Source organism: Chloroflexota bacterium (assembly GCA_016219275.1).
Lineage (GTDB): Bacteria > Chloroflexota > Anaerolineae > UBA4142 > UBA4142 > JACRBM01.
Map to the genome: position 1 here is coordinate 1 of JACRBM010000081.1, position 16,649 is coordinate 16,649.

General features: G+C 57.8%; 12 protein-coding genes. 7 read left to right on the forward strand and 5 right to left on the reverse strand.

The annotated features are described in order from the left end of the window. Nucleotides 1-168 precede the first annotated feature (168 nt). Both HY868_22150 and HY868_22155 read right to left on the reverse strand, forming a co-directional pair. A complete protein-coding gene (locus HY868_22150) occupies nt 169-2,748 on the reverse strand; it encodes an FAD-binding protein (GenBank protein MBI5304854.1) in 2,580 nt (859 codons plus the stop codon). Nucleotides 2,749-2,753: 5 nt separating this feature from the next. After that, nucleotides 2,754-3,623: a hypothetical protein gene (locus HY868_22155; GenBank protein MBI5304855.1), complete on the reverse strand. Its 870-nt coding sequence runs from the start codon at nt 3,621-3,623 to the stop codon at nt 2,754-2,756. A 135-nt stretch (nt 3,624-3,758) separates the two neighbouring features. On the opposite strand from HY868_22155, the gene HY868_22160 reads away from it, so the two are divergent. The 7 genes from HY868_22160 (at nt 3,759) to HY868_22190 (ending at nt 12,661) form a co-directional block, all read left to right on the forward strand. Beyond that, a complete protein-coding gene (locus tag HY868_22160) occupies nt 3,759-4,715 on the forward strand; it encodes a MoxR family ATPase (GenBank protein ID MBI5304856.1) in 957 nt (318 codons plus the stop codon). 82 nt (nt 4,716-4,797) lie between these two features. After that, nucleotides 4,798-5,982: a DUF58 domain-containing protein gene (locus HY868_22165; protein ID MBI5304857.1), complete on the forward strand. Its 1,185-nt coding sequence runs from the start codon at nt 4,798-4,800 to the stop codon at nt 5,980-5,982. 3 nt (nt 5,983-5,985) lie between these two features. After that, nucleotides 5,986-7,422, forward strand: coding sequence for a DUF4129 domain-containing protein (locus HY868_22170; GenBank protein ID MBI5304858.1), 1,437 nt, complete (start codon nt 5,986-5,988; stop codon nt 7,420-7,422). 36 nt (nt 7,423-7,458) lie between these two features. Further along, entirely contained in the window at nt 7,459-9,072 is a 1,614-nt protein-coding gene (locus tag HY868_22175) for an NAD(P)H-hydrate dehydratase (GenBank protein ID MBI5304859.1), read from the forward strand. A gap of 47 nt (nt 9,073-9,119) precedes the next feature. After that, nucleotides 9,120-9,902: a DUF4058 family protein gene (locus tag HY868_22180; GenBank protein ID MBI5304860.1), complete on the forward strand. Its 783-nt coding sequence runs from the start codon at nt 9,120-9,122 to the stop codon at nt 9,900-9,902. Nucleotides 9,903-9,995: 93 nt separating this feature from the next. Then, entirely contained in the window at nt 9,996-11,522 is a 1,527-nt protein-coding gene (gene purH / locus HY868_22185; protein MBI5304861.1) for a bifunctional phosphoribosylaminoimidazolecarboxamide formyltransferase/IMP cyclohydrolase, read from the forward strand. 314 nt (nt 11,523-11,836) lie between these two features. Continuing rightward, nucleotides 11,837-12,661, forward strand: a complete 825-nt coding sequence (locus HY868_22190; protein MBI5304862.1) for a hypothetical protein — start codon at nt 11,837-11,839, stop codon at nt 12,659-12,661. Nucleotides 12,662-13,044: 383 nt separating this feature from the next. Here the strand turns inward: HY868_22190 and HY868_22195 are convergent, their stop codons facing one another. The 3 genes from HY868_22195 to HY868_22205 form a co-directional block, all read right to left on the reverse strand. Next, a complete protein-coding gene (locus tag HY868_22195) occupies nt 13,045-14,505 on the reverse strand; it encodes a hypothetical protein (protein MBI5304863.1) in 1,461 nt (486 codons plus the stop codon). Between the two features lie 246 nt (nt 14,506-14,751). Beyond that, a complete protein-coding gene (locus HY868_22200; GenBank protein ID MBI5304864.1) occupies nt 14,752-15,639 on the reverse strand; it encodes a hypothetical protein in 888 nt (295 codons plus the stop codon). 12 nt (nt 15,640-15,651) lie between these two features. Beyond that, on the reverse strand, nt 15,652-16,649 hold a 998-nt coding region (locus tag HY868_22205), incomplete at its 5' end, for an RHS repeat-associated core domain-containing protein (protein ID MBI5304865.1).

Below are 16,649 nucleotides of genomic sequence, written 5' to 3' on the forward strand. Positions count from 1 at the left end.
ATTCACAGGGATATATCGTCGGCGTCGTATGGTATAATGTCTTTGGGGTTCTCATGCGCTGCTCTTTCTTTGGTAGGATAGAGACAGTGTGCATGAGAACCCTGTTTAGTCAAAAAGTGAGTTTTGCGGTACTGCGTTTTTCCCTTCGCACAATCAAGAAACGCGCGATCATACGACGAACACATCAGGATTGAGAATCCCGCGCGGATCCCACCGCGCTTTGAGCGCGCGCATTACATCGAGCGACGCGGGCGATTCGCCCCATACATCAAGCGCGCCGCGCCATTCGTCCGGCACGCTCATCGCGATCGCGTAACCGTCGAGTGCGTGCGCGGATTGGCGAAACGCGGTCAACTGCGTCCGCGCGTTTTCGATTTCACGCGCGGGCGGCGCGGCGTAAACCATTCCGCTCGCGATATCCACGACGAACGCGTCGCGCTCCAACGCGGACGAATGTGTGCGCGCGAATTCCGCAATCGCTTTTGCCGGTACGCCCGCGCGAATCACACCGCGCGATTCGCCCAACGCGTTCGCCAGCGCACTCGCCCAAATATCCGTTCCGCTCAGCGATGCGTTTTCGATTAACGCGGTCGCACCGTTTGCTCTCAATGTCTCACGTACCTGTTCCAACTCCGCGTCCACATCCTCGCGCAAACCTTCCGCTGTGTACGCAAGCGCGAAGCGACTCGTCACACCCTCCACTCGCGCGTTCGTCAGCACGACCGACGATGCGCTCAATGCGCGCGGCAACAGTTGCACGCCCCACGCGACGCCGCGCGAGAAATCGTCCATTGGCGCGACTAAAGTTCGGCGCGCGCGCGGATGCGATGCGACTTTGAGCGTGACCTCGGTGATCAAACCGAGCGTGCCGAACGAACCGATGAACGCTTTGGCGAGATCGTACCCCGCAACATTTTTGACGACCGGGCGACCGGCGCGAATCACGCGTCCATCGCCCAGCGCGACCGTCAGCGCGAGCACCACATCGCGCACACTGCCGTACCGCACTCGCAGTGGCGCGTTGATGTTCGCCGCGACGATCCCGCCCATCGTCGCGTCGCGGTACGGCGAGGCAAGCGGAATGAATTTTTTATCGCGCGCGAGCATCGTTTGCAATTCATCCAATCGCGTCCCTGCGCCGACGATGATGTACTGATCGTCCGGCGCGAATTCTTTGACACCGGTCAGGTTTGAGGTTGAGAGAGTTGTGAATTCTGAATTCTGAATTCTGAATTCTGAATTCTGAATTGCGATTTTGCGCCCCGCGTCGGCAAGCGCGGCAATGCCACGCGCCGCCTCTTCGCTCGATGCCGGGGTGAACACATCGCCGGGCAACGCGCCATCGCGATGCGGCGAAAACGATTGCGGCATCTGGGTCGGAAATATTTTCCCAGGATTGAGCAAGCCGCGCGGATCGAACACTTGCTTGACATCCCACATCGCGAGCAATTCCGCGTCATTGTGCATGATCGGCATAAACTCGCGTTTCTCGATGCCGACGCCGTGTTCGCCGGTGATGCTGCCGTTCCGGCTCACGCCGATTTGCGCGATCTCGCGCCCGGCATTCGCGATGCGGTCTTTTTCGTTTTGATCGTGCGGGTTCATCACCAAAATCATTGGATGGAAATTGCCGTCGCCCGCGTGCAACAAATAGCCGGTCGTCAACGCGTGCTTGTTCACGACTGCGTCCACCTCGCGCAATGTGTCGGCAAGTTGACTGCGCGGCACGGTAATGTCCACCGTATAATGCTCCGGCGCAAGACGCGCCATCGCGCCCGCCGCGCTCTTGCGCGCGTACCACAACCGATCGCGTTCCTCGTTGCTCTGCGCGATGCGTAAACTACGCGCGCCCTTGGCTTGAAGCAAGTCCGCCATTTCTTCGATCTGCGCATCGAGACTCGCGGGGTAACCATCCGCTTCGACGATGATCGTCGCGGCAACATCGAGCGACAGACCGACGTGCATCGCCTCTTCGATGATGCCGGCGATTTTGCGATCCATCATCTCCATCGTCGCCGGGACGAGTCCCGCCGCGATGAGCGCAGACACGGCATCGCCGGCTTGCGGTACGGAATCGAACGTCGCCATCATCGTCTTGATGCCCGGCGGATTTGGAATCATTCGCAGATCAATCGAGGTGATGAGCGCGAGCGTCCCTTCGCTGCCGACGAGCAAGCCAACCAAATCGTACTCAGGATAATCGAGCGCGCGTCCACCCAGGCGTATCGCGCGACCATCGGCAAGTACAATGTTCATCCCGGTCACATAATTCGTCGTCACGCCGTATTTGAAACAGTGCGGTCCGCCCGCGTTCTCCGCGACGTTGCCGCCGATGGACGACGCGCGCTGGCTCGCCGGGTCGGGTGGAAAGTACAAGCCATTCTGTTTGGCGAGCGCGTCGAGACCCAGGTTCAGCGTCCCAGGTTCGACGACTGCCGAGCGTCCGATCAAATCGAATTCAGTCACGCGGTTCATCCGCGCGAACGCGACGATGACGCCGCCGTGTTCCGCGACCGCGCCGCCGGACAAACCGGTGCCCGCGCCGCGACCGATGAGCGCGACGTTGTGCTCGCTCGCCCAGCGCGCCAAGCGCACCACATCGTCCGGCGATTGCGGAAACGCAACTGCCTCGGGTTTACCGCGATCAATTCCCGCGTCCGTTTCGTATGTGATCAATTCAACCGGACGCGTTGTGACTTGATCCTTGCCCAAAAGTTTTTCAAGTGATTTTTGTGCGTTTGGTTTCATATCCCTCAATCCGAAAAATGATCCATCATTAACGCGCGCGGCGTGCGACCCAGTTTGTTCCACGCGAGATGATACAGCGCGTACAATTCCCACGCGAACGACAGATAGCCGCCGTAACCCAGGATCGGCATTTCAAAAATTTTCGCAAAGCCAACGAACGGCACGGTATAGTACCATTTCGGCATCGCGAAGAAATTCCACATTTCCCAGAAAAATCCGCACAGCAACGCGCCGAGTCCGAGCGCAACGATCAACCGCGCATCGCCGCGCGCAAGTTGAGCGAGGAGCGACGCGCGTCCGCGCAAAAAGTTGAGCGGGTCGGCGATCAGCACGACCCACAACCAGGTCAGCGGAAACGCGTAATGCGGCGCAAGAATCACTGCCGCGAACGCGAACGCCCCGGCGTACATCGCAACCCACGCAACACGCGGCGTCAAGTGGAATCGCGGCAGCGCGCGGAATCGTTCGAGAAAGCCGAACGTTGCGACGAGTTCGGTCATTTCGAACACCGCGGGTATCACCGTCGAAAAATCAATCGTCGCGACGAGGATGTACTGCCACGCCGGATATATCTCCGATCCAAGATAATGCCAATTCTTGACGAACGCGTTCAGTCCTTCGAACAACCACCACACCGGTCCACTCAACACGAACAGCGCAACAAACTCGCGCGGGTTGCGCGTCAGCAACGACGAACCTTGGCGCAGCGCAACGAGCGCGTCGAGTACGAGAATCAAGCCGAGCCATTGCGGAAAGAACGCGTACTCGCCGAGCGCGCCCAGCCGCGTCCACGACGCGAACCAGAAAAAAAGCGTCAGACCGGAACCGACAAACAAACGCGCTGGGTACGTCTTCCACTTGATTGCGAGCATCATTTCCTCTCTCAAACGTGGCGCATTATACCACGCGTGCAGGCATTAGTCTAAAGAATAATTGTGTGGTAGAATCTCAAGCAATACGCAATACATATCACGCATTACACTCCATTTTCCACAAACAGGAACTCGTCCATGAATCCACCCAGCATCTCCGACATTCAAGCCACCGCGCAACGCATCCGCGAAAATGTGAACCAGGTCATCATCGGAAAAAGCGAGGTCATTGATCTCGCGCTCGTCGCGTTGCTGTGCGAAGGTCATCTCCTATTCGAAGATATTCCGGGCATCGGCAAGACGACGCTCGCGAAAGCATTAGCGCGTTCGCTCGATTGTTCGTTTCGCCGGATTCAATTCACGCCCGATCTCTTGCCCAGCGATGTGACGGGTCTCTCGGTTTATAATCAAAAGACCCAGGAATTCGAATATCGCGCCGGACCGATTATGGCGCAGATCGTCCTCGCCGACGAAATCAATCGCGCGACGCCGCGCACGCAATCGGCGCTGCTCGAAGCGATGCAAGAACGCCAAACGACGGTGGACGGCGCGACGAAGATGTTGCCGCGTCCGTTTCTCGTCCTCGCGACACAAAACCCGATCGAACTCGAAGGCACGTTCCCCCTACCCGAAGCGCAAGTGGACCGCTTTTTTATGCGGCTCGCGCTCGGCTATCCAACCGAGTCCGAAGAGAACGCGATGGTTCTGCGTTTCGAACGCGCCGATCCGCTCGAACACTTGGACGCCGTTGCGAGCAACGATACGATTCTCACGATGCAACGCGCCGTCCGCCATGTGCGTGTCGAAACCTCGGTGCGCCAGTACATCATCGCGATTGTGCGCGCGACGCGCGAGCATTCCGCGGTTGAACTGGGCGCAAGCCCACGCGGCTCGCTTTACCTCTACCACGCGGCGCAGGCGCTTGCCGCATTGCGGGGACGCGATTTCGTTCTGCCTGATGATGTGAAATACCTCACACCGTTCGTCCTCACGCATCGGCTCATCATCAGCGCGCAAACGCGTTTGCGCGGACGCGACGCCGCCCAGGTCGTGCGCGAGGTCGTCGAGTCGGTGCCAGTGCCGGTAGAACAGTAAATTCGAAGGATGAAGGATGAAGGCAAACGGATGAAGAACAATTCTTTTGCTTTCCGCCTTCATCCTTCATCCTTCATCCTTGATGTTTAACTCGTCCTGGATTCACCTCGCCGCGCTGATGATTCTCATCGGCGTGGCGGTGCAATCGAATACATTGATTGTGCTTGCCGCGTTCTTGCTCGTCATCATTCCGGTCGCGTGGGCGTGGAATCGCGTCGCGGCGTGGCGCGTCCATTACGACCGGGTGTTGAACGAGCATCGCGTCTTTGTCGGCGAAACAGTTGAACTCGTCACACGCGTCAGCAATCACAAACATGTCCCGCTCGCCTGGGTCGCGATTGACGACCGGTTTCCGTCGGCATTGACTCCGCGCGAAAAGCCACTCGCACCCTCGCCCGTGCCTCTCACCGGTTTTCTCGCGCACCGCGCGTCACTCAACGGATTCGAGCGCGTACGCTGGACGTATCACATTCCTTGTGATCAGCGCGGATACTATACGCTCGGTCCGGCGCGCATCCGCTCCGGCGATTTGTTCGGCTTGTTCGAACGCGAGTGGACGAGTCCGCGCGTGGATCGCTTGATCGTTTATCCGCGCATCCTGCTGGCGCAAGACTGGGGCTTACCGCCCAAGGATCCACTTGGCGAAGCCAAGTCGCGCGTGCCAATTTTCGACGACCCGTCGCGACCGCGCGGCGTGCGCGATTATCGTCCCGATGACGCGCCCAAGCATATCCATTGGCGCGCGACCGCGCGACGCGGCGAACTGCAAGTCAAAGTGTACGACCCAACGATGACGTACCAGTGGATTCTATTCGTCAACGTCGCGACGTTCGAGCAAACGTGGCAAGGCACCGACCCAGTTTTGCTCGAGCGCGTCATCAGTCTCGCCGCGTCCCTCGCGGCATACGCCGCGGAGCACAAGTACTCGGTTGGACTCGTCGCGAACGGCACCTGGCTCGACTCGGACCAGCGTTTGAAAATTTTGCCGAGCCGCGACCCGAATCAACTGCGCCACATGCTCGAAGCGCTCGCCGCGATCACCTCGTTCGTCACCACGCCGATTGAAAAATTGATGCGCCACGAAACCTCGTCACTATCCTGGGGCGCGACGCTCGTCGTCATCACCGGCATCGTCACCGAGCCGCTGCTCGCCGAGATGTTGCGCTTGCGGCGCGCCGGTCGTCGCCTCGCGCTGATTTCGCTCGACGAAAATTTCGCGCCGCGCGATGACCTGGAAGGAATTGTTGTGCGGCAGGCGAAAGTTTAGGGTATGAAAAATCCGCGTAAATCCGCGTTAACACCTGCCCTTGCGGGCGGTGCAAGGGTCCGCGTCCCGATTTCCCTTCGTCGCGAGTTGCGTTTCGCACTGCTCGCCGCGATGGAAACGTGCTGGACGTATGCGGTGCTCGCCGTGTTTGCCGCGCTCGCGGGTACGCGTCCAATTTCCGCGTTCGCGATTTTTCTCGCGTACTGGATCGCATTGGCAACCGGGCGCATCTTGCCGCGCTCAAATCGCAACTGGCTTGTCCTACAACTCGCCGCGATTGCAATCGCGGTCATCACGATTCTCGCGGTTGCGCGCATCGAACTGTACGCGCGTCTCGACCCCGACGACCTGATGTGGGTCCCGCGCTTTATCGTCGGCTTTTTGATGAACTGGGTCGTCATTACACCCGAACGTTTCATCGGGCTAGGAATTTTATTCGCGTTCGTGCGCGGGCTGACGTACGCGCAGAGACCATTGACGTTGTGGTTCGTCGGTTTTCGTTTTCGCGTCGGCGTCGTCGTCCTGTTGTTCACTGCCGCGGTCGCCAGCGTGACTGTACGATTGGATTTGACGACCTGGGTCGTCGCGTTTTTCGGCGTGGCGCTCCTCGCCGTCGCGCTCGCGCGCATCGAAGAGAACAGCGATCAAACGCATCTGGGACCGCGCTGGGCGATCACGCTGCTCGCGGCGATTGCGTTCGTCTTGTTTCTCGGCGGCATCGCGGCGCAAGTGTTCACGCTCGACCTTGCCACGGCGTTCCTGGGTTTGCTCTCGCCGATGTGGATGCTTTTGTCTACCGTCCTGCTCCTCTTCGCGATTCCATTCGGATTCCTCGCGGAATGGCTCGTCGAATTCTTGCGTCCGTTGATGCGCGGGCTAAGTCGCGTGATCGAAAACGTTCAAGGCATGTTTCCGCGCGCGCCGAATGAGAACACCCAAGATGTGTTAACATTTCTCGACCAATTTGCTCAACTCCTTCCGCTATTGAAAGTCGCGTTCGTGCTCGCCGTCGTACTCGCCATCGGCTATGTCATCGCGCGCGCCTTGCATCGTCGCATGACGCAGATCGAAGCCGAAACCTACGCGCGCGAATCCATTGAATCGGACGAGCGAGTGCAGCGCGCGCCCATGACGAAACCGCGTCAAGCCAAATGGCGTCCACCGTCCATCGCGGCTGAATCCATTCGCCGCATCTACGCCGCGCTCGCCGCGCACGCGCGCCAAGCCGGTCTGCCGCGTCAAATCGCCGAGACACCGTACGAGTACTTGCCGCGCTTGAGCAACACGTGGAGTGAAGAACGCGACGACCTGCGCGAAATCACCGAGGCATACGTCGCCACGCACTACGCCGAACGCGATCTCTCCGCCGAGTTAGCACGCGTGCGCGCGGCGTGGGAAAGAATCAAGAGCAAAACGAAAAACGTGAAACGTGAAACGTAAAACGTGATGCGTCAATCCAACTTCCAAAATCCAACCATGAAACTCGTAACCGCAAATGAGATGCGCGCGCTCGAACAACGCGCGGACGCCAGCGGCAATTCGTACGCGATGATGATGGAACGCGCTGGCAAAGCGGTCGCCGACGTGATCGCGGACCGCGTCGAGCCGCGTGACGCGCGCGTGCTGATGCTCGTCGGACCGGGCAACAACGGCGGTGACGGGCTGGTGTGCGCGCGATACTTGCACGATGCCGGCGCGCGCGTGTCGCTCTACATTTGGAAACGCGCGGGGAACGCGAACGACGAAAACTGGCGACTGTGCCGCGAACGCAACCTGGTCGAAACGCGCGCAGAGAACGACGCCGATTTCGTCGCATTGCGGAAACTCGTCGCCGAAAGCAATGTGATTGTGGACGCTTTGCTCGGCACTGGCGTCGCCCGTCCGATTGAGGGTTGGCTCAAAGAATTGTTGCAAGTTGTAGACCAGGAGACCAGGAAACCAGGAGACATCGCGCCCCTGCTCCCACTCTCCCCGGCACCCCAGCACTCGCCACTCGTCGTCGCGATAGACCTGCCTAGCGGACTCAACCCGGACACCGGCGCGCTCGATCCCGCAACGCCCTACGCTGATCTCACGGTGACATTCGCGTTTCCCAAAGTCGGACAACTTGCATTTCCGGGTGCGAACGCGGTTGGCGAACTCGTCGTCGCGGATATTGGCATTCGCGATGAATGGGCAGATGCCAACGCGCCAAACGTTGCCACCGCGCGCGACATTGCCGCACTACTTCCGCGACGCGCGCGCGATTCACACAAGGGCACGTTCGGCAAAGCGCTGCTGTGCGTCGGCTCGGCGAATTATGTCGGCGCGGCGTTTCTCGCGGGGAGCGCGGCAACGCGCGCGGGCACGGGACTTGTGACGCTCGCGCTCGCGCGAACGATCTACCCGATGCTCGCGAGCGCGTTGCACGAGACGACCTTCGTCGTACTGCCCGACGACGCTGGCGCGCTTGTTCCCGATGCGGCTTCTGTCTTGTGTAACCAACTTGCCGATTACGATGCGTTACTCGTCGGCTGCGGATTCGGACGCCATCCCAAGACCCTTGAATTTGTCCAGACCTTGCTCGAACAAATTTGTAATTCGAAATTCGTAATTCGTAATTCACTTGTCATTGACGCGGACGCACTCTACGCCCTCGCGCAAGCCGGCGAATGGTGGACGCGTCTCGCGCCGAACGCCGCGATTTTCACACCACATCCCGGCGAAATGGCGACGCTCACCGGTTTATCGCGCGCCCAGGTGCAAGCCGACCGCGTGGGCATCGCGAAAAAATTCGCGGCGCAGTGGCAACAAGTCGTCGTGCTCAAAGGCGCGTTTACCGTCGTCGCCGCGCCTGATGGACGCACAACCATTCTTCCATTCGCGACACCCGCGCTCGCGACCGCCGGCACCGGCGATGTGCTCGCCGGTACTATTGTCGCGATGCGCGCGCAAAAATTATCGCCGTACGATGCCGCCATTGCCGGCGCGTACTTGCACGGACTCGCCGGCGAAATCGCCGCGCGCGAAATCGGCGACGCCGGCGTCGTCGCGGGCGATTTGTTGACGCGGTTGCCGGAAGCGATACGCCGCGTGCGATTGTCGCGATAATCCGGTTCTGCTATAATAGCGATGCGCGATTATATTGGAGGTATGAAATGAAATCTCCTTTTCCTGGGATGGACCCGTATTTGGAAAAACCCTCCTTGTGGCACGATGTCCATCATGCACTCACGGTGGCAATTCGTGATACGCTCGCCCCGCAACTTGCGCCGCGCTACTATGTTGCCCTCGAAGAACGCACGTACATCGCGGCAACCGATCCAGACACGTTCGTCGGACGCCCCGATGCCGCAGTCCTGGGCGAACCACGCGAACCGGGTGAGCCAACTCTGGCAAGCGCTCCAGTTGCCGTGCTCGAACGCGCGATCACGGTAGATGTCCCAATTCCCGACGAAATTCATCACGGTTACTTGGAAATCCGCGAGACCGCTACACACAGAGTCATAACCGCCATCGAAATTCTTTCGCCTGCCAACAAACTTGCGGGTAAAGGTCGCGAAGAGTACGAGGAAAAACGACTCGAAATTTTCGGCGCGCGCACGAACCGGGTCGAGATTGATCTATTGCGCGCCGGCAAACCTATGCCGATGGGTCATTTGCCGGCGAGCCACTATCGCATTCTCGTGCGGCGCGGCTGGGAACGCGGCAAGGCGCAACTCTTTCCATTCAACATCACCGATCCGATCTCTAGCATTCACATTCCCTTGCAAAAAGGCGAAACCGAGCCAACGCTCGCACTCGGCGAACTCCTCGCGCGCGTGTACGCTTCGGCGCGCTATGATCTACGCATTGATTACAGGCGCGACCCTGAGCCGCTGCTCGACCCGGCAGTTGCCGCGTGGTGTCGTGACCTGGTGCGCCAAGCCGCGCAACGCTAGTACCCCACACCCCGTTTTCATCGCGAGAACGGGGTGTTTGTATCCGTTGTCAATCGCAAATCCTAAATCCCAAATCAAAAATGGAGAAAAAACATGGCTCAAGCAATTCTTTCCGTGCACGACAAAACCGGTCTCATTGAGTTTGCGCGCGGACTACGCGACCTGGGTTGGCGGCTTATCGCGTCCGGCGGCACGGCGAAGACGTTGCGCGACAATCAGATCGCGGTGACCGAAGTCGCCGAGTACACCGGCTCGCCGGAAATTCTCGGCGGACGCGTCAAGACGTTGCACCCCGCGATTCACGGCGGCTTGCTCGCGCGCGCGACTGACGACGATCTCGCACAGTTGAAAAACCTGGGCTGGGATTACATTGACCTCGTCGCGTGCAATTTATATCCGTTCGAACAGACGATTGGCAAGCCCAACGTCACGCACGCCGAAGCCATCGAGAACATTGATATCGGCGGCGTCACGTTGATTCGCGCGGCGGCGAAGAATCACGCGCGCGTCACACTCGTTTGCGATCCCCGCGATTATGCGAGCGTGCTCACGGAATTACGCGCGGGGAACATCGGCGAGGACACGCGCAAGCGACTCGCGCTCAAAGGGTTTGCGCTCACCGCGCAGTACGATGCCGCGATTGCGAACTATCTCGCCGGCGGTGACGCGTTTCGCGTAAACGCGTATCGCGTCCAAACATTGCGCTATGGCGAAAATCCGCACCAAGCCGCGACGTTGTATTCGTACGAACCGGGCGCGGGACCGCTCGGCGGGAAATTCTTGCAAGGCAAGGAATTGTCGTACAACAATTTGCTCGATCTCGATGCGGCGTGGCGCGCGGCAGTCAGTTTCGAGCGCCCGACGATTTGTATCGTCAAGCACCTGTCGCCGTGCGGCATCGCCTCGGCGGACAAACTCGCGGACGCGTACGCCGGCGCATTTGCGAGCGACACGCGCTCCGCGTTCGGCGGCGTCATCGCGAGCAATCGCGCGTTCGACGGCGATACGGCGCGCGCGCTCGGCGCGTTGTTCGTCGAGTGCATCGCCGCGCCGGGATTCACCGACGATGCGCGCGCGGTGCTCGCGGCGAAAAAGAATTGTCGCTTGGTCGCGATGCCCGATCTCGCCGTCGAGCCGCGCCACGAGTTGCGCTCGATCACGCGCGGCATTCTGCGCCAAGACTTGGACTTGGGCGATCCGCCATCCCCCCTGTCAACGACGGGGGGGATCGAGGGGGGGTGGCAAGTCGTAACCAAACGCGCGCCGACGGCGGACGAATTGCGCGCGTTGAAATTCGCGTGGCGCGCCGTGCAACATGTCAAGTCAAACGCGATTGTGTTCGCGCGCGGCGAAGCGACGGTCGGCATTGGCGGCGGACAACCGAATCGCGTGGATTGTGTTCGCATCGCGGCGGAACGCGCACAAGATAAATCGCGCGGCGCGGTGATGGCATCCGACGCGTTCTTCCCCTTTGCCGATTCGGTTCAAGTGGCGGCGCAAGCCGGCATCACCGCAATCGTCCAGCCCGGCGGTTCGCAGCGCGATGCGGAAGCGATTGCCGCGGCGGACGCGGCAAACCTCGCGATGGTCGTGACCGGGGTCAGACATTTCCGGCATTAGAGCAAATTCCTAACGCGTTTACGGCAGACCTGTCAGGTTCGCTTCGCGGAAACCTGACAGGTCTTGGATGCAACGCATACCGTAAATCGAAGTAACTACTCAGCCATCGTTCCTTTATCCGCGAATTACGCGAATCTTCGCTAATTTTTTCTTCTTATTCGCGCAATTCGCGTTGTTCGCGGATGAATTTGTTTTTTCATCGGCGTAAAACCAGGTTCGACAACCCAGGATGCTCGTTGGGGGAACTAGACGAAACGACCACCGACCGCAATTCAGCTGCGGCGGTCGGCGGTCGAATTCTCTGAGGAGGAAAAATGTCTACGCTAGCGCGTTCGTGGAATTTGGTGAAAGCATCGTGGAATGTGTTGCTCGCCGACAAAGAGTTGATCGTCTTTCCGCTCATCTCGGCGATTGCCGCGCTGGGCGTGGCGCTTGCTTTTGCCGTCCCAGGGTTCATTCTCTACTCGGCAGGCGGGAATGAAATCCTGGGTTACGTTTTGCTTTTTCTGTTCTACCTCGCGCAGTACACCGTCATCATCTTTGCAAACTCGGCGCTCGTCGGCGCGGCGATGATTCGCCTGCGCGGCGGCGACCCGACGGTCGGCGACGGCTTTCAGATCGCGTTCAGCCGCTTTGGCGCGATCATTGGCTACGCGTTGATCGCCTCGACGGTCGGCATGATTTTACAGGCGCTCACTGGACGCGGCACGCTCGCGAACATCGTTCGTTCGATCATCGGCACGGCGTGGAACATTGCGACGTACCTCGTCGTGCCAGTGCTCGTCGTCGAAAATGTCGGACCGATCGAAGCCGTCAAGCGCAGCGCGAGTTTGCTCAAGCGCACCTGGGGCGAACAAATCGCCGGCGGGGGCGGAATGGGCTTGGTGTTCTTCCTGTTCTTTTTGTTGGCGACCATCCTCGCGGGCGCGGTCGTCGTCCTGGGTGTGGCGGCGAACGTTGTGGTGTTGATCGTCGGCGGCATCGTCCTGGGCGTGTTCGCGTACATCGCGCTCGCGCTCATCAGCTCGACGCTGGGTGGAATTTATTCGGCGGCAGTGTATCGTTATGCGGCGGAGGGCGAAATGGGCGGGCAGTTCGCGCCCGATCTGATTCGCAACGCGTTCCGCGCCGGAAAATAGGCGAAAAAATCGCGATGAAAAAAGGACTTGCTGTGATGGCAAGTCCTTCTTGGTTCGAGCGTTTTTTTGATCCGCGATTGTCCGCGCGCCCAGCAGGCTGCATCCTATTCTTCAATGCCCTCGTCAATCAAGAACCGGAGAAGCGCGCGTAGGCAATTTTGGAAAATTGCCCTACGAAAATCGCGTTCGGCAAATAGGTTGATTCTTCAATACCTTCGCCAAATCGTTTTCACCCGTTTTTTTATCCGCGAATAACGCGAATCGCCGCTAATTTTTTAATTCATTCGCGTTACACTTGCCCTGGCGGGAACGCATGTGCCAGGGTTCGCGTTATTCGCGGATGAATTTATGATTTTGGCGAAGGTGTTGTTCTTGCAAAAGAGTTATTGCCCAATTCCTTCGTAGTACATACACGCGTCGCCATACGTGGTTGAGGCGGTTGCAAAAGAGACTGCCGCGATAATTGATTGTGGTGGATTCGTCGTCAAGACACCTGACGCGATGGTTCCATCGGGTATGCCGGCAAAATACCGCTGATCGAAAGTGAACATGGGAACGCTGGGACTGATCGTCGCCGATTGCGATGCGGTCATGCCGTTCGTGAGATAGTACGTGAGCGTGACGGTTGTTGCCGAATTGCCGATCAACTGACCGACCACCCCGGTACCCCATGACACTCCGGTTGCGGGGTCCGTCGCGTTTTTCCACAACGATGGTAGAAACACGCGCGTGCCGCCCATCGCGCTCGAAAACGCGCGATACGTTGCCGCGCGGGTACCGCGTGTGGTGTCGGTGTTGGAGACCATGTTGATCGTCGCGACAACTGGCTTGTCGGCGGTGATGACACCTGAGCCGTAGAAACTCGACACGCCGGCAAGCGCACTACTGTAGCGAAGATCGAAAAGTCCTATGGGCGCGGCAACTTGACTTTCGCTGACAGTAAACGCGCCATCACTGCTCTTGTACGTCATCGTGACGTTCGCGGGTGTACCGTCGAATGACATGACTGAGACGCCGTTGTTCCATGTGAAATTTGCCCCGGAATCATAGATGTTCTTGATTAATTGTGGAAAATAGAGTGTCGTCGAGGCATTCGCCGCGGAGAGTCCCACGTAGTTCGCCAATGAGATTGCCGTGCTGTGGTACGCGATGACGACGATGGGCTGGGTCGAAGTGATGCGCGCGGTGCCATAGAACACTGAGACGTTGGTGAGCGCGCTGTCGTTCGGTAGATCAATCGCGTACCAGCCGCCGGGCGAAATCACGATGCCCGAATGGGTGTACTCCTCGCCGTAGCTTTGCTTGTACTTGATCGTGACGGTGGCAAATTGACCCGTGTTTGTGTTTTGAATCTTGAGACTAGAATTGTACGTGATCGCATTACCAGGGTCGTACACATTCTTGAGGAGTTGCGTAAGCACGGTTTCGGTAACCGGGGTGGACGCGCCGATGTAACTCTCCGTCCGAAAATTCTTGCCGAGCGCGCCAACGGTACCGTTGTACTCGTTGACGACGAGACCAAAGGGTCTATCCGCGTCAAAGACGGCGGAGCCGTTGAAGGTAGTGGCGAGTCCTACCTGGCTGGGTTGGTTGATTGTGATGCTACGATACGGATTGACGGTGTGCGTCGTCGTCAACACCGGCGAACCGTTGGCGTCGGAATATTTGACGCGCACATTCATCACGGTGGATGGGTCCAGGTTTTGCGCGGTGAACTGGGTGTAGAGCGTGCTGGATTGCGCCTGCGCGATTGGGACGACGGGGGGCGCGACGCCTAGCCATGCCAGAAGAAGGAACGAAACAATTAGAACGAAAAAGAACAGTTTGGTTTTGATGTGTAGCATAGGTTTTTCCTCCGAGACTTGCTTTCAATGTGCGTGCGATTGAACGCGATGCTTGCGACGCGGAAGGGATGACAACGGACAACCCCGAAACTAAACGGACAAACCCTGGGACGCACAATGTCCGTTGCTTTCCGCACTTGTCCGTTGTAATTCCCCGTAGTAGGTGGGTGTGCCGCTCACCGTTTTCTTGACGCGCGCTGTCGGCGCTGCACGCACGAGTCGATGTAATACAATCCACGCTCGAAATCACGACAAGCTAACTTGCTCCGAGTCACGTCCTCTCGCCGAAATGCGCTTTTCTATTTCGGCAATAACACTCTCCGGTGATTTGAATGTCAGGAGTGTGATTGAGAGAGTTTGATCTCTTGAGACAAGTACGATCTGATCACGTGCCCGGACGTGAGCCTCTGTCACAGCTGACCAGCGCATGCACCGATAACCGGCAAGCGTCAGCACTCGGATGCCTTCGGTATCAATACGGATATCCAACAAACTGACAACCGGAAAGATTGCAAAAAGGATCCCAACTAGGGTTAGGATATCTAAAAGGACAAAGACGGCCACTGACGGATAGCTGCTTTGCATCAGCCCGGTCGAGAGCAACTGTAATAGTCTACTTGTGGAAAACCAGAGTAGCCAGAGTGCCATCAACGCGAATACGGAAAAAGTGAAGACAACAAAACCAATGACCCACCAGTTCCTTTCAGGTCGTATTACCGCTAGAGGAATCTGCTGTTTGTGCGTATTGGTTTCCCATTGGCGATGCATTTTCAAATAGTCAATTCCAATATCTGGTCTCCTTTCAGCACCCTGCCCAGATCGCTGTGTCCAGATAAACCACAATGAGAGAAGCAATGCCTCAGACGATATGGCATACAATCCTGTCTCGCGGTCTATCAGGCGCATCCCTACCAGGACCCAAGTTGTCGCATTTGTGTATCCGAAAAGCTGTGCACAGATGCCCGCCGTACTGAGTGTCCCATCAGCGCGTGGATTGCCGAAAAAAAGGCGAGCTATCAGTGGTAGGCGGATATCGGCTTGCTCCGGTCGGAGCTGTTTATGAGCGAGGTACCCTATCAGCCAGAATATCATCAAGGGTACAGCAACGATTTTCAGAATATATTCTGTGGTCATCTTTCCATTCCGCTATTGAGCAATGAATTGATTAACCCAATCCACAGCTGCATTTGTCGCCGTCCAGACTCCCCAATCTCTAATCCCAGTTCCAATGGTGGTATCCACTGCGGCTGGCCAAGCGCTATTTTCAAAAACGTAGTTTACGGCCGGCGTCGGCATCGCGTGATTAATCATTATAGGGTGGCTCTTTGTCAAGACAGAGGAATAATCATTCGCTGCGAATTTGCCGCCGAGAGCGCCACCCATGAACCCCACCGTTCCTGTAGTTGCAATTCCAGCTGGAGTAACATTCTCCAATCCCTTATCGTAAATATAAGAAAATTCTGCGCCCATGGCGTTGTAGACTCCACTTGCAACTATTTTTGCACCTGCAGAGAATGGACCTGCCGCAGCAAATCCAGTTGCTGCTCCTGTAGCCGCTCCCATTCCACTTTGAATTACTAGATCTGTTGCATTAAAGTTACTCTGATGTGTGGCAGTATAATACAACTCATTTCCAGCTGCACCAATGCCGGCACTGGTCAGCATTCCGCCAAGCACAGAACTCCCTGCAGCAATTCCAACTCCAGATCCAATCAATAATCCAGCAGCTGCCCCTGTTCCCGCAGCAACTAGTGCGTCGTTCGTGTTGAAGTTACCCTGATGGGTAATTGCATACGCGCCAAATCCTACTAGTCCACCGACTACCAAGCCGATAGCCCCTGTACATATAATAGCACAATGTCCACTTGGGTCCGTGTACCGCAACGGATTGTTTCTTGTGTACGTATATCGGTTCAACTCCTGTGGATCGTACCAGTCCGGCACAATCGTATCCGGCTGCGTAAACCTCCCAATCGCGGCGTCGTAATAGCGCGCGTTGTAAAACATCAATCCGTCACTACTGTCCGCGCGTTGCCCCGTAAACGTGTAGTCGGTAATCGTCGTGATCTGGGCAACGTCGGAGGCGCGGGGTGTGCCAAACGCGTAATACGTTTGCCGTGAAGCCAGTGTCCCCGTTTGCGTGC

Bases quoted from the DNA above. Each gene is read 5' to 3' on its own strand.
- HY868_22150 (MBI5304854.1), bottom strand. From the start codon at position 2,748: ATGAAACCAAACGCACAAAAATCACTTGAAAAACTTTTGGGCAAGGAT.
- HY868_22155 (MBI5304855.1), bottom strand. From the start codon at position 3,623: ATGATGCTCGCAATCAAGTGGAAGACGTACCCAGCGCGTTTGTTTGTC.
- HY868_22160 (MBI5304856.1), top strand. From the start codon at position 3,759: ATGAATCCACCCAGCATCTCCGACATTCAAGCCACCGCGCAACGCATC.
- HY868_22165 (MBI5304857.1), top strand. From the start codon at position 4,798: ATGTTTAACTCGTCCTGGATTCACCTCGCCGCGCTGATGATTCTCATC.
- HY868_22170 (MBI5304858.1), top strand. From the start codon at position 5,986: ATGAAAAATCCGCGTAAATCCGCGTTAACACCTGCCCTTGCGGGCGGT.
- HY868_22175 (MBI5304859.1), top strand. From the start codon at position 7,459: ATGAAACTCGTAACCGCAAATGAGATGCGCGCGCTCGAACAACGCGCG.
- HY868_22180 (MBI5304860.1), top strand. From the start codon at position 9,120: ATGAAATCTCCTTTTCCTGGGATGGACCCGTATTTGGAAAAACCCTCC.
- purH (MBI5304861.1), top strand. From the start codon at position 9,996: ATGGCTCAAGCAATTCTTTCCGTGCACGACAAAACCGGTCTCATTGAG.
- HY868_22190 (MBI5304862.1), top strand. From the start codon at position 11,837: ATGTCTACGCTAGCGCGTTCGTGGAATTTGGTGAAAGCATCGTGGAAT.
- HY868_22195 (MBI5304863.1), bottom strand. From the start codon at position 14,505: ATGCTACACATCAAAACCAAACTGTTCTTTTTCGTTCTAATTGTTTCG.
- HY868_22200 (MBI5304864.1), bottom strand. From the start codon at position 15,639: ATGACCACAGAATATATTCTGAAAATCGTTGCTGTACCCTTGATGATA.